The organism is Sphingopyxis sp. 550B, assembly GCF_057401805.1.
In genome coordinates this window covers 2,808,226-2,827,158 of sequence record NZ_CM171610.1, presented here as the reverse complement: position 1 = coordinate 2,827,158, position 18,933 = coordinate 2,808,226, and the positions used below count along the sequence as shown (strand labels likewise).

The 18,933-nt window shown below is 66.6% G+C and carries 18 protein-coding genes; 10 read left to right on the top strand and 8 right to left on the bottom strand.

Features of this window, described 5'->3' with window-relative positions:
- Positions 1–138: 138 nt before the first annotated feature.
- Both cysD and AC2S9W_RS13260 read right to left on the bottom strand, forming a co-directional pair.
- Positions 139–1,044: a sulfate adenylyltransferase subunit CysD gene (cysD, locus tag AC2S9W_RS13265; protein WP_067109884.1), complete on the bottom strand. Its 906-nt coding sequence runs from the start codon at positions 1,042–1,044 to the stop codon at positions 139–141.
- A gap of 76 nt (positions 1,045–1,120) precedes the next feature.
- The gene (locus AC2S9W_RS13260) at positions 1,121–2,017 is read right to left on the bottom strand and encodes a LysR family transcriptional regulator (protein WP_486571005.1); all 897 of its coding nucleotides are present in this window, start codon (positions 2,015–2,017) and stop codon (positions 1,121–1,123) included.
- Positions 2,018–2,156: 139 nt separating this feature from the next.
- Here AC2S9W_RS13260 and AC2S9W_RS13255 point away from each other — a divergent pair, with 139 nt between their 5' ends.
- From AC2S9W_RS13255 to AC2S9W_RS13245, 3 genes are read left to right on the top strand one after another with little or no spacing between them, the layout of a single operon-like run.
- A complete protein-coding gene (locus AC2S9W_RS13255) occupies positions 2,157–3,326 on the top strand; it encodes an isovaleryl-CoA dehydrogenase (RefSeq protein ID WP_486571004.1) in 1,170 nt (389 codons plus the stop codon).
- Positions 3,323–3,670 (top strand): hypothetical protein, encoded by a 348-nt coding sequence (locus AC2S9W_RS13250; RefSeq protein WP_234002638.1) that lies wholly within the window; start codon positions 3,323–3,325, stop codon positions 3,668–3,670. Before AC2S9W_RS13255 ends, AC2S9W_RS13250 begins: the two co-directional genes overlap by 4 nt.
- The gene (locus tag AC2S9W_RS13245; RefSeq protein WP_067109894.1) at positions 3,667–3,945 is read left to right on the top strand and encodes a hypothetical protein; all 279 of its coding nucleotides are present in this window, start codon (positions 3,667–3,669) and stop codon (positions 3,943–3,945) included. The genes AC2S9W_RS13250 and AC2S9W_RS13245 overlap by 4 nt, the downstream gene beginning before the upstream one ends.
- 238 nt (positions 3,946–4,183) lie before the next feature.
- Here the strand turns inward: AC2S9W_RS13245 and AC2S9W_RS13240 are convergent, their stop codons facing one another.
- Positions 4,184–6,271, bottom strand: a complete 2,088-nt coding sequence (locus AC2S9W_RS13240; protein WP_076075504.1) for a M13 family metallopeptidase — start codon at positions 6,269–6,271, stop codon at positions 4,184–4,186.
- A 146-nt stretch (positions 6,272–6,417) separates the two neighbouring features.
- On the opposite strand from AC2S9W_RS13240, the gene AC2S9W_RS13235 reads away from it, so the two are divergent.
- From AC2S9W_RS13235 to AC2S9W_RS13210, 6 genes are all read left to right on the top strand, one after another.
- Complete coding sequence (locus tag AC2S9W_RS13235; protein ID WP_486571003.1) at positions 6,418–8,016, top strand: carboxyl transferase domain-containing protein; 1,599 nt, start codon at positions 6,418–6,420, stop codon at positions 8,014–8,016.
- A 169-nt stretch (positions 8,017–8,185) separates the two neighbouring features.
- On the top strand, positions 8,186–8,608 hold the full coding sequence (locus tag AC2S9W_RS13230; RefSeq protein ID WP_486571002.1) for an endonuclease domain-containing protein: 423 nt from the start codon (positions 8,186–8,188) through the stop codon (positions 8,606–8,608).
- A complete protein-coding gene (locus AC2S9W_RS13225; RefSeq protein ID WP_486571001.1) occupies positions 8,605–10,443 on the top strand; it encodes an acetyl/propionyl/methylcrotonyl-CoA carboxylase subunit alpha in 1,839 nt (612 codons plus the stop codon). The genes AC2S9W_RS13230 and AC2S9W_RS13225 overlap by 4 nt, the downstream gene beginning before the upstream one ends.
- The gene (locus AC2S9W_RS13220; protein WP_286750076.1) at positions 10,440–10,898 is read left to right on the top strand and encodes a GNAT family N-acetyltransferase; all 459 of its coding nucleotides are present in this window, start codon (positions 10,440–10,442) and stop codon (positions 10,896–10,898) included. The genes AC2S9W_RS13225 and AC2S9W_RS13220 overlap by 4 nt, the downstream gene beginning before the upstream one ends.
- Positions 10,899–10,900: 2 nt before the next feature.
- A complete protein-coding gene (locus AC2S9W_RS13215) occupies positions 10,901–11,353 on the top strand; it encodes a MaoC family dehydratase (RefSeq protein ID WP_286750075.1) in 453 nt (150 codons plus the stop codon).
- Complete coding sequence (locus tag AC2S9W_RS13210; protein WP_212597140.1) at positions 11,353–12,204, top strand: HpcH/HpaI aldolase/citrate lyase family protein; 852 nt, start codon at positions 11,353–11,355, stop codon at positions 12,202–12,204. The genes AC2S9W_RS13215 and AC2S9W_RS13210 overlap by 1 nt, the downstream gene beginning before the upstream one ends.
- Before the next feature lie 322 nt (positions 12,205–12,526).
- Here the strand turns inward: AC2S9W_RS13210 and AC2S9W_RS13205 are convergent, their stop codons facing one another.
- The 5 genes from AC2S9W_RS13205 to hisI form a co-directional block, all read right to left on the bottom strand.
- On the bottom strand, positions 12,527–14,014 hold the full coding sequence (locus AC2S9W_RS13205; protein WP_486571000.1) for a phospholipase D-like domain-containing protein: 1,488 nt from the start codon (positions 14,012–14,014) through the stop codon (positions 12,527–12,529).
- Between the two features lie 46 nt (positions 14,015–14,060).
- Positions 14,061–15,863: an acyl-CoA dehydrogenase C-terminal domain-containing protein gene (locus tag AC2S9W_RS13200; protein ID WP_486570999.1), complete on the bottom strand. Its 1,803-nt coding sequence runs from the start codon at positions 15,861–15,863 to the stop codon at positions 14,061–14,063.
- Between the two features lie 53 nt (positions 15,864–15,916).
- A complete protein-coding gene (locus tag AC2S9W_RS13195) occupies positions 15,917–16,348 on the bottom strand; it encodes a MerR family transcriptional regulator (RefSeq protein WP_067109923.1) in 432 nt (143 codons plus the stop codon).
- A gap of 66 nt (positions 16,349–16,414) precedes the next feature.
- Positions 16,415–16,963, bottom strand: coding sequence for a hypothetical protein (locus AC2S9W_RS13190; RefSeq protein WP_212597143.1), 549 nt, complete (start codon positions 16,961–16,963; stop codon positions 16,415–16,417).
- Complete coding sequence (gene hisI / locus AC2S9W_RS13185; RefSeq protein WP_212597144.1) at positions 16,950–17,330, bottom strand: phosphoribosyl-AMP cyclohydrolase; 381 nt, start codon at positions 17,328–17,330, stop codon at positions 16,950–16,952. Before hisI ends, AC2S9W_RS13190 begins: the two co-directional genes overlap by 14 nt.
- A gap of 144 nt (positions 17,331–17,474) precedes the next feature.
- Between hisI and purF the strand changes: the two genes are divergently transcribed.
- Complete coding sequence (purF, locus tag AC2S9W_RS13180; RefSeq protein ID WP_076075518.1) at positions 17,475–18,932, top strand: amidophosphoribosyltransferase; 1,458 nt, start codon at positions 17,475–17,477, stop codon at positions 18,930–18,932.
- Position 18,933 lies beyond the last annotated feature (1 nt).

Below are 18,933 nucleotides of genomic sequence, written 5' to 3'. Positions count from 1 at the left end.
GCGCGAATCCCCGAACACAATAGTCCGTTTGCCCTGAGCTTGTCGAAGGGCCGTTCTTTTCTGTTGTCGTCGAAAGAAAGGACGGGGCTTCGACAAGCTCAGCCCGAACGGACGGAGGGAAATAATGAAAGGGCAGCATCAGAAATACCCCTCCTGCTTCTTCTTCTCCATCGACGCGTCGCCGCCGTCCTTGTCGATGATGCGGCCCTGCCGTTCGCTGGTGGTGGTCAGCAGCATTTCCTGGATCACCGCGGACAGCGTCGCCGCCTCGCTTTCGACCGCGCCGGTCAGCGGATAGCAGCCGAGGGTGCGGAAGCGCACCGAGCGCTCGACCGGCACCTCGCCATCGCGCAGCGGGAAGCGGTCGTCGTCGACCATCAGCAACAGGCCGTCGCGTTCCACCGTCGGGCGCGGCGCGGCGAAATAGAGCGGCACGATCGGGATATTCTCGCGCGCGATATATTGCCAGATGTCGAGCTCGGTCCAGTTCGAGATCGGGAAGACGCGGATGCTTTCGCCTTTCGCCTTGCGGGCGTTGTAGAGGTTCCACAGCTCGGGGCGCTGCTGCTTCGGGTCCCAGCCGTGGCTTGCGGTGCGGAAAGAGAAGATGCGCTCCTTCGCCCGGCTCTTTTCCTCGTCGCGCCGCGCGCCACCGAAGGCGACGTCGAAGCCGTGGAGATCGAGCGCCTGCTTCAGGCCCTCGGTCTTCCACATATCGGTGTGGAGGGGGCCATGGTCGAACGGGTTGATCCCGCGCGCCTTCGCCTCCGGGTTCTGATAGACGATCAGTTCCATCCCGCTCTCGGCCGCCATGCGGTCGCGCAGCTCGTACATCGCGCGGAACTTCCACGTCGTGTCGACATGCATCAGCGGGAAAGGCGGCGGCGAGGGATAAAAGGCCTTGCGCGCCAGATGCAGCATCACCGCGCTATCCTTGCCCACCGAATAGAGCATCACCGGCCTGGCGGCGTCCGCCATCACCTCGCGCAGGATATGGATGCTCTCGGCCTCCAGACGGTCCAGATGGGTCAGCGTATCGATCATCCCCCGCCCTTGCCGTCCCGCTTCGCGCCGGGCAAGCTGTATGCCCTTTTCCCGGTGCAAGCCAGACTTGTGCGGCTCAACCATCGACCTTCGCCGCGCGCCAGTCGGTCGCCGCGCGCTCGATCGCGGGCAGCGCGTGCGCGAGCCGCGGCACGACATCGGCCTGCGCGCGCCACGCCGGATGGATCAGCAGGCCGAGTTCGCGGCGCAGGTCATAGCCGCCGACCCGCAGCGGCACGATGCCGTCGATCGCGAGCGACACCGGCGCGGTGGTGATGCCCACCCCCGCCGCGACCATGCGCAGGCAGCGCTCGTCGCTGTCGCTGCGCAGCGCGAAGCGCGGGCGAACACGGTGGCGCGTGAAGAAGCGACTGGTCGCGTCAAGCAATTCGCAGGCGCGGCGCGCGATCATCGTCTCGGGCGCCAGTTCCTCGGGCCCGACCTCCCCGCGCCCGGCCAGCACATGGTCGGCGGCGACGAACATCACCAGCGGTTCGTCATAGAGCGGGACGACATGCGGCCCGCGCTCGCCGGGGCGCAGCGGGACGAGCGCGATATGAAGCCGTCCGCCGTGGACGCCGGCGCGCAGGTCCGACTCGCCATTCTCGACGATCTCGATCGCGAAGTCGCGCGCGAGCAGCGCCGCGACGGCCTGCAGGAACTCGCCGGGCACCGACCGGATCGTGCCGAGTTTCAACGCCGGCCGGTCGCTTTCCTCGGCGCGGCCGAAGGTGTCGGCAGCGCGAAAGCCGCGTTCGAGGTCGCGCGCGATCGGCAGGAAGCGGCCGCCCGCTTCGGTCAGGCGAATCTGGCGGCGGTTGCGGATGAACAAAGGCGCGCCGACGAGCCGTTCGAGGTCGGCGATGCCGGTCGACAGCGCAGGCTGGGTCACGCGGATATGCTGCGCGGCGCGCGTGAAACTGCCGGCATCGACGACGGCGAGGAACTGGCGGATATGCGCACGCTTTATCATAAATTTTTCTTATGCTGAAACGCATGAAGTTTCAATTTTCATATGGTGCGGCTTTGCGGCAGACTTCACGGCGACCACGTTCGTGCGGGCAGTTCGCGCGGACGGAGGCCCTGTTCCGCTCCCGATCGAAGGAACCCTGATGCGCGCCACCCCCGATTTCGATTTCGCGCTCGGCGAGACCGCCGGCATGATCCAGGGCACCACCGCCCGCTTCGCCGACGAGGTGATCGCGCCGCTGGCCGACCGCGCCGACCGCGAGGACTGGTTCCCGCGCGCTGAACTGTGGCCCGCGATGGGCGATCTCGGCCTGCACGGGATCACCGTCGAAGAGGAATGGGGCGGGCTCGGGCTCGGCTATCTGGAGCATGTGATCGCGGTCGAGGAAGTGTCGCGGGCGTCGGGCGCCATCGGCCTGTCCTATGGCGCGCACTCGAACCTGTGCGTCAACCAGATCCGCCGCTGGGGCAATGAAGCGCAGAAGCGCAAATATCTGCCGAAGCTGATCTCGGGCGAGCATGTCGGCAGCCTCGCCATGTCGGAAGCCGGCGCGGGCAGCGACGTCGTGTCGATGAAGCTGAAGGCCGAAAAGAAAGGCGACCGCTTCATCCTCAACGGCACGAAATACTGGATCACCAACGCGGCCCATGCCGACACGCTGGTCGTTTACGCGAAGACCAGCCCCGAGGCGGGATCGCGCGGCATCACGGCCTTCCTGATCGAAAAGGACATGCCGGGTTTCGCCATCGGGCAGAAGATCGACAAGGTCGGCATGCGCGGCTCCCCCACCGCCGAACTCGTCTTCACCGATTGCGAGGTCAGCGAGGAACAGGTCATGGGGCCGGAGAATGGCGGCGTCGGCGTGCTGATGTCGGGGCTCGACTACGAGCGCGTCGTGCTGGCGGGGCTCCAGCTCGGCATCATGCAGGCGTGCCTCGACACCGTCATCCCCTATGTCCGCGAGCGCCGGCAGTTCGGCAAGCCGATCGGTTCGTTCCAGCTGATGCAGGCGAAGGTCGCCGACATGTATGTCGCGCTCCAGTCGGCGCGCTCCTATGTCTACAACGTCGCCAAGGCTTGCGATGCCGGGCAGACGACGCGCTTCGACGCGGCGGGCGCGATCCTGCTCGCGAGCGAGAGCGCGGTGAAGGTCGCGGGCGAGGCGATCCAGGCGCTCGGCGGTGCGGGTTACACCAGGGACTGGCCGGTCGAGCGCTATTGGCGCGACGCCAAGCTGCTCGACATCGGCGCGGGCACCAACGAGATACGACGCATGCTGATCGGCCGCGAACTGATCGGCGCCGGGGCGTGAGCCTGCTCTGGCTGTCGGCGGCGCTGATGGCGGCGACGGCCTTCGTCCATGGCGTCCTCGGCGAGCGGCGGCTGATCGGGCCGCTGATGATGCTCGATCAGGGCGTGATGGGCGTCGATCTGGCGCGCCGCGTCTTTCGCCTCGCCTGGCATGCGCTGTCGCTGCTGATGCTGGTATCGGCGGCGGCGGTGATCTGGCCGGGAACGCCGCGCGGGCTGATCCTGCTGATCGGCGCGGCGTGGACCGCGACCGGGCTGTTCGACGCCATCCATACGCGCGGGCGGCACATCGGCTGGCCTTTCCTCACCGCATCGGGCGCGCTCGCGCTGCTGGGGGCGGCATGAGCGAGACGATGCTCGACGCGCTGCAATATTATGGCGCCGCCGCGGCGACGATCGCGGCGCTGCTCGTCTCGCTCAACCTCGGCGAGCGGTGGAACGGCTGGGCGTTCGTCATCTTCGTGACCAGCAGCCTCGCGCTGATCGCGTGGGGCTTCCTGCAATCCGACAGCGAAGGCATCGGATGGCAGAATGTCGCGCTGCTCTGTATCAACTGCGTCGGCGTCTATCGTCACCTGATCCGCAGGAAGCCGGTTGGCAAACATGCCTCAAATGATTGACGTCATTGCGAGGAGCGGAGCGACGCAATCCAAGGCGATTACCGCACGCTCTACACCGAGCCTTAAATCTACACCGCTTGCCCTGAGCTTGTCGAAGGGCCGCTCTTTTCTTTGGCGCCGCAAAAGAAGGGCGGTGCTTCGACAAGCTCAGCACGAACGGACGATGGAGTGTCTCAGATTTAACGCACCCCGCTCTGGATTGCCGCGTCGCTTCGCTCCTCGCAATGACGGAGCTAAATCACCCCCACACGCGCACGCGCTTGTCGGGCGCGAGGTAGAGGGCATCGCCTTCCTTGACGTCGAACGCCTTGTACCACGCGTCGAGGTTGCGAACGGTCAGTGCGCGATACATGCCCGGCGCGTGGCCGTCGGTGGCGACGCGCTGGCGCAGCGCCTCGTCGCGCATCTTGGTCGCCCAGGTCTGCGCATAGGCGATGAAGAAGCGCTGGTCGCCGGTGAAGCCGTCGATCACCGGCGCGTCCTTGCCGTTCAGCGACGCATGATAGGCGTCATAGGCGGCCTGGAGCCCCGCGACGTCCGCGATATTCTCCCCCAGCGTCAGCTTGCCGTTCACCGCGAGGTCGGGAAACGGCTTGTAAGTGTCGAACTGCGCCGCGAGCGCCGCGCCCGCTTCCTCGAACTTCCTGAGGTCGGCGGCCGTCCACCAATTGCGCAGCGCGCCGGTCGAATCGAACGCCGCGCCGTTGTTGTCGAAGCTGTGGCTGATCTCGTGCCCGATCACGGCACCGATCGCCCCGTAATTATAGGCGGGATCGGCGGCCGCGTTGAAGAAGGGCGGCTGCAGGATCGCGGCGGGGAAGTTCAGCGCATTCTGCACCGGCAGGTTGACCGCGTTGACCGTCTGCGGCGTCATCCACCATTCGGCCTTGTCCATCGGCTTGCCGATCTTGGCGAGCTGGTGGACATATTCGGCCTTTTCGCCCGCGATTTCGTTCGCATAGGCGTTGTCGGCGCTGATCGTGTAACTGCCGTAATCGCGCCACGTCTCCGGGTAGCCGACGCCGACGACGATCGTCTCGACCTTCTTGATCGCTTCCTTCTTGGTTTCGGGGGCCATCCAGTCGATCGCGCCGACGCGCTTCGCGAACGCCGCCTTGATCCCCTTCACCATGTCGCCGACCTCGGCCTTCGCCGACGCCGGGAAATATTTCTCGGCATAGACGCGGCCGACCGCGTCGCCGAGATATGTGTTCAGCGCGTCGAGCGCGCGCTTGTCGCGGCTGCGCTGCTGCGGCGTGCCGAAAAGCGCCGTCCCGTAGAAAGCGAAATGCGCCGTGTCGATCGCGCTCGGCAGCACCTCGGCGTGACTGTTGATCTGGTGGAACGCCAGCCAGTCCTTCCACGCATCGAGCGGCTCCGACGCCACGAGCGCCGACAGGCCGGTGATCGCCTTCGCATGATAGGCGCCGAACTTCGCCGCCTTGTCGAGACCCGCCGCCGCGAAATAAGCGTCCCAATCGATGCCCGGCGCCTTCTTCGCGAAGTCGGCCCGCGTCCATACGTCGGCGGATCTGGTGAAATCCTCGCTGGCCTCGCGCGTCGCATGGGCGCGCGCGATCTTGACCTCGAGATCGTAGATGCGCTTCGCCTTCGCCGCGGCGTCCGGCTGCCCCGCCGCGGTCAGCAGCTTGGCAATATAGGCCTGATATTGCGTGCGCAGCGCGGCCATCTTCGGATCGGCCGACAGATAATATTCGCGCTCGGGCAGCCCGAGCCCGCCCTGCAATATATAGGGAATGACGTCGCCGGGGGTCGCGAGGCCCTGCGTCACGAAGATGCCGAACAGGTTTTCGGTGTTGAAGTCGGTCGCGTTGAGCGGATCGACGTCGGCGCGCGTCTGTTGGCCCAGCACCTTCGCCAGCGCCGCCTTGTCGCCGATCGCCGCGAAGCGCGCGAGGTCGGCCTCGACCGGCTTCATCCCCGCAGCGTCGATCGCGTCGGTGCTGACATAGGCCTTGTAGAAAGCGGCGATGCGGCCGGCGTCGCTGTCCGCATCCCCGCCCCGCTTGACGGTCGCGTCGACCAGTTCGCGCGTGCGCTTCTCGGTTTCGAGGAAAGCCGTATAGAAGGCGCCGGTCGACGAGCGGTCGGCGGGAATCTCGGTGGTCTTCTGCCAGTTGCCGTTCGCATAGGCATAGAAATCGTCGCCGGGCTTGACGCTCGTGTCCATCGCCGCCTTGCTGATGCCCAGCTCGGTGCCGACGGTGTAGCTCGCCTCCTGCTTGTCGCCGCCCTTCGAGCAGGCGACGGGCCCCGCGACGATCGCGGCGGTGGACAGGAGAAGGACGAAGACGGTTTTTCTCATGGAAGCGGCCTTGCTTGTTGGGGGTCGGTCGAGAGGCATAAGCCTGCGGCCAGCCGGTTTCAATGCCAACCAAATTCGGCCTGCGGTCCTTCCCAACCGACGAACGGCGGGATAGGCCGACACGCCTGCAAAGGAGAGAGACGAAGGTGAGCGCACCGGTTCTGGGAACGATGGTCAATGCGGACGGCGACGCATTCCGCGCCAATGCCGCGCACAACCGCGCCTTGCGCGACGCGCTTCGGGCGCGCGTCGCCGCGGCGGCACGGGGCGGGAGCGAGAAGGCGCGCGAGCGCCACACGAGCCGCGGCAAGCTGCTGCCGCGCGAACGCGTCGAGCGGCTGCTCGATCCGGGCTCGCCCTTTCTCGAGATCGGCCAGCTCGCCGCATGCGACATGTATGGCGGCGATATCGCGGGCGCCGGGATGATCACTGGGATCGGCCGCGTCGCGGGACGGCAGGCGATGATCGTCTGCAACGACGCGACGGTGAAGGGCGGCACATACTACCCGATGACGGTGAAGAAGCATCTGCGCGCGCAGGAGATCGCCGAAGCGAACCGCCTGCCGTGCATCTACCTCGTCGACAGCGGCGGCGCGAACCTGCCGCATCAGGCCGAGGTGTTTCCCGACCGCGACCATTTCGGCCGCATCTTCTTCAACCAGGCGACGATGTCGGCGAAGCGCATCCCGCAGGTCGCCTGCGTGATGGGAAGCTGCACCGCGGGCGGCGCCTATGTCCCCGCGATGAGCGACGAGACGGTGATCGTCCGGGACCAGGGCACGATCTTCCTCGCCGGCCCGCCGCTGGTAAAGGCCGCGACGGGCGAGGAGATCAGCGCCGAGGAACTGGGCGGCGGCGACCTGCACGCGCGCAAATCGGGCGTCGTCGACCATCTCGCCGAAAATGACGAACATGCGCTGACGATCGTGCGCGATATCGTCTCGACCTTCGGCGTCGAGCAAGGCTTCGAAGTGGCGATGAAGGACCCGCGCCCGCCAAAATACGACGCCGAGGACCTGTACGGCATCATCCCGCAGGACGTGCGCGCGCCCTATGACGTGCACGAGGTGATCGCGCGCATCGTCGACGGCAGCGAGTTCCACGAATTCAAGGCCACCTATGGCACGACGCTCGTCTGCGGCTTCGCGCATATCTGGGGCATTCCGGTCGCGATCCTCGCCAACAACGGCGTGCTGTTCAGCGAGAGCGCGGTGAAGGGCGCGCATTTCATCGAACTGGCGCAGCAGCGCCGCATCCCCCTGCTCTTCCTCCAGAACATCAGCGGCTTCATGGTCGGCGGCAAATATGAGGCCGAGGGGATCGCCAAGCATGGCGCGAAGCTGGTGACGGCGGTCGCGACCGCGACGGTGCCCAAGATCACCGTGCTGATCGGCGGCAGCTTCGGCGCGGGCAATTACGGCATGTGCGGGCGCGCCTATTCGCCCCGCTTCCTGTTCACCTGGCCCAATGCGCGGATCAGCGTGATGGGCGGCGAGCAGGCGGCGAGCGTGCTGGCGACCGTCCACCGCGACGCCGACACATGGACGCCGGAAGAAGCCGAAGCCTTCAAGGCGCCGATCCGCCAGACCTACGAGGACGAGGGGAATCCCTATTATGCGACCGCGCGATTGTGGGACGACGGCATCATCGACCCCGCCCAGACGCGCGACGTGCTGGGACTGGCTTTTGCGGCGACGCTGAACGCCCCGGTCGAGGACCGCGGGTTCGGCGTGTTCAGGATGTGATGATGGCGGCGCCACATGATCCTCCCCGGAACGGGGAGGTGGCATCGCGCAGCGGTGACGGAGGGGTCGGAGCCTCGCCGTCTGGCGCGCGGGCATGACCGGTAGCGCCCGGCCCCTCCACCATCCTTCGGATGGTCCCCCTCCCCGTTCCGGGGAGGATTCGGGGCGGGTGCGGCATCGGACGCTGGGTGCGCCCGACGGGACGGTGAAGCGCGCTCGCGAGCTTCGGCACGAGATGACGCTCCCGGAACTCCTGCTGTGGCGAGAGTTGCGCGGCAAGAAGGCCGGGCTGAAGTTCCGGCGCCAGTTTCCGGTGCTGGATTATGTCGCCGACTTTGCTTGCGTGGAGGTTCGCTTGCTGATCGGAATCGACGGGATCGCGCATGATATGGGGGATCGGCCTGAACGCGATCAGCGGCGGGATCGGATTTTGGGCGAAAAAGGATGGAGAATCGTGCGGATCATGGCGGGTGATATTTTGAAGGATGCAAAGGAAGTGGCGCAATCCATCGCGGTCCTGGCCGAGAGCCAGCGGCCCCTCCACCATCCTGCGGATGGTCCCCCTCCCCTTACCGGGGAGGAACGGCCGTGATCCAATCTCTCCTCATCGCCAATCGCGGCGAGATCGCCTGCCGTATCATCCGCACCGCGCGCGAGATGGGCATACGGACCGTTGCGGTCTATTCGGATGCCGATGCCAGGGCGCTGCATGTGCGCGAGGCTGACGAAGCCGTGCATATCGGGCCGTCGCCGGCGCGCGAATCCTATCTGGTCGGCGCGAAGATCATCGCCGCCGCCAAGGCGACCGGGGCCGAGGCGATCCATCCGGGATACGGGTTCCTGTCCGAGAATGCCGAATTCGCGCAGGCGGTGATGGATGCCGGGCTCGTGTGGGTCGGGCCGAAGCCGTCGTCGATCACCGCGATGGGCCTCAAGGACGCCGCCAAGGCACTGATGGCCGAAGCCGGGGTGCCGGTGACGCCGGGCTATATGGGCGCGAACCAGGACCCCGCTTTCCTCGCCGAACAGGCGGCCGAGATCGGCTATCCCGTCCTCATCAAGGCGGTCGCGGGCGGTGGCGGCAAGGGAATGCGCAAGGTGGACAGCGCGGCGGACTTCGCCGACGCGCTTGCCTCGTGCCAGCGCGAAGCGGCGGCGTCGTTCGGCAACGCCCATGTGCTGATCGAGAAATATATCCTGACCCCGCGCCATATCGAGGTGCAGGTGTTTGGCGACGCGCACGGCAATATCGTCCACCTGTTCGAGCGCGACTGCTCGCTCCAGCGCCGCCACCAGAAGGTGATCGAGGAAGCCCCTGCCCCCGGCATGGACGACGCAACCCGGCAGCAGCTTTGCGCCGCCGCCGTGCGCGCGGCCAAGGCTGTCGATTATGTCGGCGCGGGGACGATCGAGTTTATCGCCGATGCGTCGGAAGGCCTGCGCGCCGACCGCATCTGGTTCATGGAAATGAACACGCGCTTGCAGGTCGAGCATCCGGTGACCGAGGAAATCACCGGCGTCGACCTCGTCGAATGGCAGCTTCGCGTCGCGAGCGGCGAGCCACTGCCGCTGACGCAAGACGATCTCACGATCGAGGGCTGGGCGATGGAGGCGCGCCTCTACGCCGAGGACCCGGCAAAGGGCTTCCTTCCTTCGACCGGCCCGCTCGAACTGTTTCAACTGCCCGACCATATCGGCCGGGTCGATACCGGCGTCTATGAAGGCGCGGAGGTTTCGCCCTTCTACGACCCGATGATCGCCAAGCTGATCGCGCACGGCGAGGGCCGCGAAGCGGCGCGCGAGACGCTGTCGGAGATGCTGGAGGACAGCGCGGTCTGGCCGGTCAGGACCAACGCGGCCTTCCTGATCCGCGCGCTCGATCATCCCGATTTCGTCGCGGGGGCGGTCGACACCGGGCTGATCGGCCGCGACGGCGAAGCGATGGCGGCCGCGCCGGAGCCCTCCGCCGCGGCGTTGACCAATGCCGCGATGGCGATGGTGCCGCGTTCGTTGCAGGCAGGCTTCCGCCTCAACGCCCCCGACGTGCGTAGTGCGCCCTTCCTGCTCGACGGAAAGCGGGTCGACGTGGCGCTCCACGGACCCGGCACCGACGAACCCGCGCCCGCGATGCTCGTCGCCGAAGCGGGCGCCGTATGGCAACTCACCCCGTGGCGCGTCGAGGGGGGCGCGGGCGGCGCGGCAAGCGATGGCGCGATCCTGTCGCCGATGCCCGGCAAGATCATCGCGGTCGCCGTCGCCGCCGGCGAGCCGGTGACGAAGGGACAGAAGCTGCTGACGCTGGAGGCCATGAAGATGGAACACAGCCTGATCGCGCCTTTCGATGGCGTGGTCGCCGAACTCAACGCCACGCCGGGCGCGCAGGTGCAGGTCGAGGCGCTGCTCGCGCGGATCGAGGCGGCCGGATGAGCGATCTGGTGCTGCGCGATGCGACGACGGCGGATCTGCCGGCGATCCTGGCGATGCTTGCAGAGGAAACTATCCCGGCGAACCGCGAAGCCGACCCGACGGACCCGCGCTATCTGGCCGCGTTCGAGGCGATCGAGGCCGACCCGAACCAGCGGCTGATCACGGCCGAACTGGACGACCGCGTCGTCGGAACGATGCAACTGAGCTTCCTGCCGGGGCTTTCCTTCATCGGAAGCTGGCGCGGACTGATCGAGGCGGTGCGCATCGTCGCCGACCTGCGCGGGCAAAGGCTGGGCGAGCAGATGATATTGTGGGCGGTGGACCAGTGCCGCATGCGCGATTGCAAGCTCGTCCAGCTCACTTCGTCTGCTACACGCACCGCCGCGCACCGCTTCTACGCCCGCCTTGGCTTCGTGCAGAGCCACGTCGGCATGAAATTGCACTTGAGGGACTGACAATGGCAGGACGCTTTTTCGACGAATGGAGCATCGGCGACACGCTGTCGCACGATATCCGCCGCACGGTGACCGAAACCGACAATCTGCTGTTCACGACGATGACGCACAATCCGCAGCCGCTGCATCTCGACATCGAGGCGGCGAAGGCGTCGGAATTCGGGCAAATCCTTGTCAACGGCACCTTCACCTTCAGCCTGATGGTCGGCCTGTCGGTCGGCGACACGACGCTCGGCACGCTGGTCGCCAACCTCGGCTACGATAAGCTGGTGATGCCGAATCCGGTGTTCCTCGGCGACACGCTGCGCGCGACGAGCGAGGTGATCGGCCTGCGGGAGTCCCAATCGCGGCCGAATGCGGGTATCGTCACCTTCCTCCACCGCTGCCTCAACCAGCGCGACGAGATCGTCTGCCAGTGCGAACGGTCGGCGCTGATCAAAAGGAAAGGCCCCTGATGCGTCTTCGTTCGCTCCTCTTCGTTCCCGGTGACAGGCCCGAACGCTTCGCCAAGGCGGCGGCGTCGGGGGCCGACGCGATCATCCTCGACCTCGAGGATTCGGTGTCGCCCGCGAACAAGGAGGCCGCGCGCGCCGCGGTGGCCGATTATCTGGCGGGAGAGCGCGAGGTCATCACGCTCGTCCGCGTCAATCCGCTCGACGGGCACATGACCGCCGCCGACGTCGCCGCGATCGCGGCGGCGCGGCCCGATGCGATCATGCTGCCCAAGGCGGAAGGCGCACCGGCGATCGCGCAGCTCGACACGATCCTGCGCAGCGAAAGTCCGGCCGGCACCTCGCTGCCGCCGATCCTGCCGATCGCGACCGAAACGCCTGCCGCCATCTTCACGCTCGGCAGCTATCGCGAGGTCGGCGCACGGCTGATCGGCCTGACCTGGGGCGCCGAGGACCTGCCCGCCGCGATCGGCGCGGCGACCAGCCGCGAAGCCGACGGCGACTATACCGACCCCTATCGCGTCGCGCGCGTGCTGACCCTGTTCGCGGCGCACGGCGCCGGGGTCGCGGCGATCGATACGGTGTTTCCCGCGATCGACGACGGGGACGGGCTGGCGGCCTATGCGGCGCGGGCGCGCCGCGACGGTTTCACCGGCATGATGGCGATCCACCCGGCGCAGGTGGCGCCGATCAACGCCGCCTTCACCCCTTCCGCCGACGAAGTCGCGCGCGCGCAGGCGATCGTCGATGCCTTCGCGGCCAATCCCGGCGCGGGCGTGCTGCAACTGGACGGCAAGATGGTCGACGCGCCGCACCTGAAACAGGCGCGGCATATCCTGTCGCTGGCCGACTGACCCACGGCTTTCCTTCATCGCGAAGCGAGGGGGCAGGAACCGCGGCTATCCTAAGCTTCGTCCTGCTGAACTTGTTTCGGCATCCATGGCCCGCGTTCTCGCCCGGCGCCCCTTTTGGACAGGTGCCGTTCCCCGGCGAAAGCCGGGGCCTAGATGGCATGGCGCTGCCCCGCGTGGGCCCCGGCTTTCGCCGGGGAACAAGCCCTTACGCGGAGGGAGCACCTCTATCTGAAGGATATGTACGCCAAACAAGTTCAGGGTGACGGAAAGCCGGAAGCGTGCCGACCGAGGGGAGTTTGCTTCGTCTCGCAATGACGATCGTCTATTTGAACGGCCGGTGGCGCTTCATCCACGCCTTGCCGCGGTGCCAGCTTTTGCGGAGGCCGCGCTCGGTCAGGCTTTCGAACATGGCGTCGGGGCTCGTCGGGTCGAGCAATTCGTTCTCGGCGATATATTCGTCGAGCGGGCCGGGCGCGATCAGGTCGAGCCATTCGAGCGAGCGGCCGTCGCCGCGCAGCGCCTCGACGGTCTCGATCAACGATCCGGTGCGGTCGAAGGCGCGCGCGACGTCGTCGCGTTCGACGCCCAGATGCTCGGCGATCAGCGATTCGCGCAGGCGCCGGATCGTCGGCCCGACGTCGCGATTGGCGGGTAGCGCGGCGTCGATCGTCACGTCGCATTCGCTGTCGAGCCCCATCGAGCGATTGTTGAGGTTGGCCGATCCGACACGGATCAGCCGGTCGTCGACGATCGCGGTCTTGGCATGGACATAGATGGGATCGCCGCCCACGGTATGCGGAACATAGATGCGCAGCCGGTCGCCGTGCTTCGCCTTGGCGATCTCGCGCACCAGCTTCGCGCGCGCGGCGTCCATCGCCATCTGTTCGAGCCAGCCGTCGGCCTGTTTCGGCATCACCAGCACGAATTCGGGCGGGTCGTCCTCGTTCAACCGTTCGGCGATTGCGGCGGCGATCTTGCCGCAGGTGAAATATTGATTCTCGAAATAGATGAAGCGCTTCGCACCCGCGATGAGGTCGAGATAGAGCTGGTCGATCTCGCGTATCTCGGGATAGCCGTCATATTCGGCGCGGGTGCGCGAGATGGCGACATCGACGTCGCGGAAATCGGGCTCCAGCCCCTCGGGCCACGGCTCGCCCGCGCCGCTCAGGTCGCGTAGCGGCTTGTTCGTCGCGCGCTGCCAGCGTTCGTTGCCGAGTTCGGCCAGCGCCTCGCCGACGGGGCCGGCGAGGATCATCGTCGAATCGTGCCAGGGCATATAGGGCTTGCCGTCGGGTGTCGTGCGGTGCGGGTCGGCGTCGGCATGCGCGCGCGTGTCCCAGCGCCGTGCGCCGACATCGATGCCGCCGCACACCGCGAGATGATCGTCGAACACCGCGACTTTCTGATGATGGCTGCATCCCACGGGGTGCGCGCTGTCGAGCCGGAAGCTGATTGATCGCGTGACCTTCCAGCGCAGCACCATCGTGACGATGCTCGGCATCGCGAGCTGCTTGAGGCCGCCGAAATTCCAGCGCAATATGTCGATGTCGCGGTCGGGGCAGTTTTTCGCCAGCCGCAGCATGTAATGGCCGAGCGCCTCACCGCTGCCGTCGGCATCGGGGGTCAGCGCGATCCGCGGGTCGAAATCCCAGCCGATCAGCAGGATGCGCTCCTTCGCATCGGCCATCAGCCGCGCGAGCAAGGCGTAATAATCGGCGGCGTCGACGATCATCCGCGCCCTGCGCGCCCGCGCGACGCGCCAGCAATTGCGCCCCTCGGCGACGATCGGGGTCAGGTCAGCCGCGCTCATCGCCATCGCCACGCACGACGGCGGCAATGGTTGCGCGCGCGCATCGTCAGGCCCCGACGAACTGCTCCGGCGTCAACGCCATCATCGCTTCGCTGCCTGCCTCGATCTTGCTGCGCAGCGCGCCTGCGTCGGGGATGAAACGTTCGCCGAAATGGCGCGCCGTGACCAGCTTGGCTTCGAGGAAGGCGGCATCGCCGCGGCCTTCGTCCAGCGCCTTCTGCGCCGCCTCGGCGATGCGCAGCCACATCAGCCCCAGCGCGACGATCCCCATGATGTGCATATAGTGATGCGCGCCCGCGCCGACATTGTTCGGGTTGGCCATGCCGTTCTGCATGAACCACATCGTCGCGGCCTTGAGTTCGCCATTCGCCTTCTCTAGGCGCCCGGCGAGATCGGCAAAGGCGGGCTTATCTTTCGCGGCGGCACATTCGGCGTCGACGATGGCGAAGAAAGCCTGGATGGCGCGCCCGCCGTTCTGCGCGAGCTTGCGGCCGACGAGGTCCATCGCCTGCACCCCGTTGGCGCCTTCGTAGATCATCGTGATGCGGGCATCGCGGACATATTGGGACATGCCCTGTTCCTCGATGTAGCCGTGCCCGCCGAACACCTGCTGCGCGTTGACCGCGACGTCGAATCCCTTGTCGGTGCCATAGCCCTTGATCACCGGGGTCAGCAGACTGATCAGGTCGTCGGCCTGCTGGCGCTCCTCCTCGCTCTCGGCGGCGTGCGACAGATCAACCTGCAGGGCGCCCCACAGGCAGAGCGCGCGCAGGCCCTCGACCACCGCCTTGCCGTCCATCAGCATGCGGCGCACGTCGGGATGGACGAACAGCGGATCGGCCTTTTCCTGCGGGTCCTGCGGGCCGGTGAGCGCGCGGCCCTGGCGCCGGTCCTGCGCATATTGCACGGCGTTCTGGAACGCGATGTCGGCCTGTCCCAGTCCCTGGATGCCGACGCCGAGGCGCGCCGCGTTCATCATCACGAACATCGCGGCGAGCCCCTTGTTCTCTTCGCCGACCATCCAGCCCTTCGCGCCGTCGTAGTTCATCACGCAGGTCGCGTTGGCGTGGATGCCCATCTTGTGTTCGATCGAACCGCACGACAGCGTGTTGCGCTCGCCCAGCGAACCGTCCTCATCGACGAGGAACTTGGGCACGATGAACAGCGAGATGCCCTTGACGCTGTCGGGCGCGTCGGGGGTCTTGGCGAGGACGAGGTGGACGATATTGTCGGTCAGGTCGTGCTCGCCCGACGAGATGAAGATCTTGGTCCCGGTGATGCCGTAGCTGCCGTCGCCATTCGGCACCGCGCGGGTGCGGATCAGGCCGAGGTCGGTACCGCAATGCGGCTCGGTCAAGTTCATGGTCCCGCCCCACTCGCCCGAGATCATCTTCGGGACATAGACGGCCTTCTGCTCATCCGATCCCTTGACGAGGATCGCCGCAACCGCCGCCTGCGTCAGCCCCGGATACATGGCGAAGGCCTGGTTCGCCGCCATGCGATATTCCTCGACCGGAAAGCCGACGACGTGGGGAAGCCCCTGCCCGCCGAACGCCTCCGGCTGAGTCAGCAGCGTCCAGCCCGCCTCGCAATAGGCCTTGTACGCGTCCTTGAACCCTTCGGGCGTCGTCACGCTGCCGTCCTCGTGGTGGGTACAACCCTGCTGATCGCCCGAATAGTTGATCGGGAAAAGCACTTCCTCGCAGAATCGTCCGGCCTCGGTCAGCACCGCTTCGACCATGTCGGGGGTCGCGTTGGCGAAACCGGGAAGCCCGGCATAGCGTTCGATGCCGAGCACCTCATTCAACAGGAACAGCGAATCCTTCACGGGGGCGCGATAGACGGGCATGGGTCATCTTTCCGAAAGTCAGGTTGGCAACAATGTCCGTCCCGGGGAGGGTTTCAGTCGGCCTTTTCGCCTTGATCGACCTTTTTCACCGTATCGATGAAGCGCGTCAACTCCTCGACCGCGCTGTCGATATCGTCGCGCTGACGACGCAACAGCGAGATGCGCTCCTGGCATTTCTCGATCGTCACCTGCCGCTGCAGCCTCCGGCCGTCGCCGACGTCGTAGAGGTCGATCATCTCGCGGATGTCGGCGAGGCTGAAGCCGGTGCGCTTGGCGCGCAAAATCCACGCCAGCCGCGCGCGGTCGCGCTTCGAATAGATGCGCGACAGCCCCTTGCGCGACGGACTGATGAGTCCTTCGTCCTCGTAAAAGCGCAGCGCGCGCGCGGTCACGCCGAATTCGGTGGAAAGATCGGTAATGCTATATTGCTCACGCCCCAGATGATCGGGCGTGTCGATATGGGCGTGGCCGTATTCTTCGGTCATGCGGCCAAGACTAGTTTCCGTTGACGTGAACGTCAAGGGCAGCAGGTCGGGTGGAAAGCCCGCGAGTCAGCGATCGCACGGCCGGAACCTGTTGCCGTCTTTTCCGGCGATCTGCAAGCGTCTCGCATCCTCTTCCGACCAACTCGCGCGCGGCAGGCGGAGGCCGGCGAGCGAAGCGCGCTCGGGGCAGAGGTTGGCGCATTGCGGCGGCAGGCGCCCCGGAAGGGCAAGCTCGTCGTCCTCTTCGCGCACCGCCACGTCGCACCCCGGCGTCCCGGCGAACGACAGGCGCCACCGCCCCTCGCCTTCCGCTGCGCGCACGAGCGTTCCCTTTGTCGTGCAGGAAAGGCCCGGACCGAAGGCGGCGGTCAGCGCGAACCGCCACCGCCCCGGTCCGTCGGGCACCACGCACATCGCGTCGCGGCCCAGATCGTGGGCGCGCTCGAACACGCCGGTGGGCTCGCTCGCCTCGGCCCGGACGATACCGCGTTCGCGCGCCGCGCGTTCGAGCGGGTTTCGCGTGTCGATCGCGGCCTCCCCGTCCCCCGGCGGCGGCGAGCCGCATCCGGCAAGCAACGCCAGCGCGCCGAACAGCAGGCCGTCAGCCCTGCGCATCGTCGTCCAGAAAGGTCAGGCCGCCGTCGGCCTCGACCCGGCGATAGAAGCACGACCGGCGCCCGGTGTGGCACGCGGGTCCCGCCGGACGCACGCGAAGCAGCAGCGCATCCTGATCGCAATCGACACGCATCTCGACGACGGTCAGCCCGTTGCCCGAGGTTTCGCCCTTGCGCCAGAGCGCCTGCCGCGACCGCGACCAGAAATGCGCCTGTCCGGTCGCGCGCGTCCGCGCGATCGCTTCCTCGTTCATATGCGCGACCATCAGCAAGGTCGAACGATCGGCATCGACGACGATCGCGGTCAGGAGGCCTGCGGCGTCGAAGCGCGGCAGGAAACGGTCGGTTGTATCGCGGGACGGGTCCATGAAACGGCGCTTTAGAGCAGGATCGGCGGGGCTGTCACCCCACCGCGGCCCGTCCGGGCGACCGGAAGGCGAAATGAGGGGGCGACATTTGCCATTGCCGCTCCTATATGCGCGGCAGTCCCAGCCCCCTGCCCCCGGATTGACATGCTGACGACCCACCCTTTCGACGACGACAAGCTCCGCGAGGAGTGCGGCGTCTTTGGCATCCATGGCGCTGACAGCGCCGCCGCGGTCGCCGCGCTCGGCCTGCACGCGCTGCAGCATCGCGGACAGGAAGCCGCCGGCATCACCGCCTTCGACGGCCGCGATTTCCATACCCACCGTGCGATGGGCCATGTCGCGGGCAATTTCGACCGCGACGACATCATCCGCCAGCTTTCGGGCGCCGCGGCGATCGGCCATGTCCGCTATTCGACGACGGGCGAGACGGCGCTGCGCAACGTCCAGCCGCTGTTCGCGGAGCTGGCCACCGGCGGCTTCGCGATCGCGCACAACGGCAATATCTCCAACGCCATGGCGCTGCGCAAACAGCTCGTGCGGCGCGGTGCCATCTTCCAGTCGACCAGCGACACGGAGGTGATCATCCACCTCGTCGCCACGTCGAGCTATCGCACCCTGCTCGACCGCTTCATCGACGCGCTGAAGCAGGTCGAGGGCGCCTATTCGCTGATCGTGCTGACCGCGGAAGGCATGATCGGGTGCCGCGATCCACTCGGCATTCGGCCGCTCGTCATCGGCCGGCTGAACGACGCCTATATCTTCGCGTCGGAAACGGTGGCGCTCGACGTGGTCGGCGCCGAATTCGTCCGCACGGTCGAACCGGGCGAACTGGTGATCGTACGCGACGGCGAACTCATCTCGCACCACCCCTTCGCCAGCCATCCGGCGCGGCCCTGCATCTTCGAATATGTCTATTTCTCGCGTCCCGACTCGATCGTCGACGGCACCAGCGTCTATTCGGTGCGCAAGGCGATCGGCGCGGAACTGGCGCGCGAGAATCCGGTCGATGCCGACCTCGTCATCCCCGTCCCCGATTCGGGCACGCCCGCCGCGATCGGCTATGCGCAGGAATCGGGCATTCCCTTCGAGCTCGGCATCATCCGATCGCACTATGTCGGGCGCACCTTCATCCAGCCGAGCGACAAGGTCCGTCACCTCGGCGTCAAGCTGAAGCACAATGCCAACCGGGCGCTGATCAACGGCAAGCGGGTCGTGCTGATCGACGATTCGATCGTGCGCGGCACCACCAGCCTCAAGATCGTGCAGATGATGCGCGATGCCGGCGCCGCCGAGGTTCATATGCGCATCGCGAGCCCGCCGACCTCGCACAGCTGCTTCTATGGCGTCGACACGCCCGAGCGCGCGAAGCTGCTCGCCGCGCAGATGACGGTCGGACAGATGGCGAATTTCATCAATGCCGACAGCCTCGCCTTTCTGACCATCGACGGCCTGTATCGCGCGCTCGGCGAAGCGCGGCGCACCGATGCCTGCCCGCAATATTGCGACGCCTGCTTCACCGGCGACTATCCGACCACGCTGACCGACTTCGACGAGAACAGCCTGGAAGATCAATTTTCACTGCTTGCCGAGCGGGTTGTCTGAC

Bases quoted from the DNA above. Each gene is read 5' to 3' on its own strand.
- cysD (WP_067109884.1), bottom strand. From the start codon at position 1,044: ATGATCGATACGCTGACCCATCTGGACCGTCTGGAGGCCGAGAGCATC.
- AC2S9W_RS13260 (WP_486571005.1), bottom strand. From the start codon at position 2,017: ATGATAAAGCGTGCGCATATCCGCCAGTTCCTCGCCGTCGTCGATGCC.
- AC2S9W_RS13255 (WP_486571004.1), top strand. From the start codon at position 2,157: ATGCGCGCCACCCCCGATTTCGATTTCGCGCTCGGCGAGACCGCCGGC.
- AC2S9W_RS13245 (WP_067109894.1), top strand. From the start codon at position 3,667: ATGAGCGAGACGATGCTCGACGCGCTGCAATATTATGGCGCCGCCGCG.
- AC2S9W_RS13240 (WP_076075504.1), bottom strand. From the start codon at position 6,271: ATGAGAAAAACCGTCTTCGTCCTTCTCCTGTCCACCGCCGCGATCGTC.
- AC2S9W_RS13220 (WP_286750076.1), top strand. From the start codon at position 10,440: ATGAGCGATCTGGTGCTGCGCGATGCGACGACGGCGGATCTGCCGGCG.
- AC2S9W_RS13215 (WP_286750075.1), top strand. From the start codon at position 10,901: ATGGCAGGACGCTTTTTCGACGAATGGAGCATCGGCGACACGCTGTCG.
- AC2S9W_RS13210 (WP_212597140.1), top strand. From the start codon at position 11,353: ATGCGTCTTCGTTCGCTCCTCTTCGTTCCCGGTGACAGGCCCGAACGC.
- AC2S9W_RS13205 (WP_486571000.1), bottom strand. From the start codon at position 14,014: ATGAGCGCGGCTGACCTGACCCCGATCGTCGCCGAGGGGCGCAATTGC.
- AC2S9W_RS13200 (WP_486570999.1), bottom strand. From the start codon at position 15,863: ATGCCCGTCTATCGCGCCCCCGTGAAGGATTCGCTGTTCCTGTTGAAT.
- AC2S9W_RS13195 (WP_067109923.1), bottom strand. From the start codon at position 16,348: ATGACCGAAGAATACGGCCACGCCCATATCGACACGCCCGATCATCTG.
- AC2S9W_RS13190 (WP_212597143.1), bottom strand. From the start codon at position 16,963: ATGCGCAGGGCTGACGGCCTGCTGTTCGGCGCGCTGGCGTTGCTTGCC.
- hisI (WP_212597144.1), bottom strand. From the start codon at position 17,330: ATGGACCCGTCCCGCGATACAACCGACCGTTTCCTGCCGCGCTTCGAC.
- purF (WP_076075518.1), top strand. From the start codon at position 17,475: ATGCTGACGACCCACCCTTTCGACGACGACAAGCTCCGCGAGGAGTGC.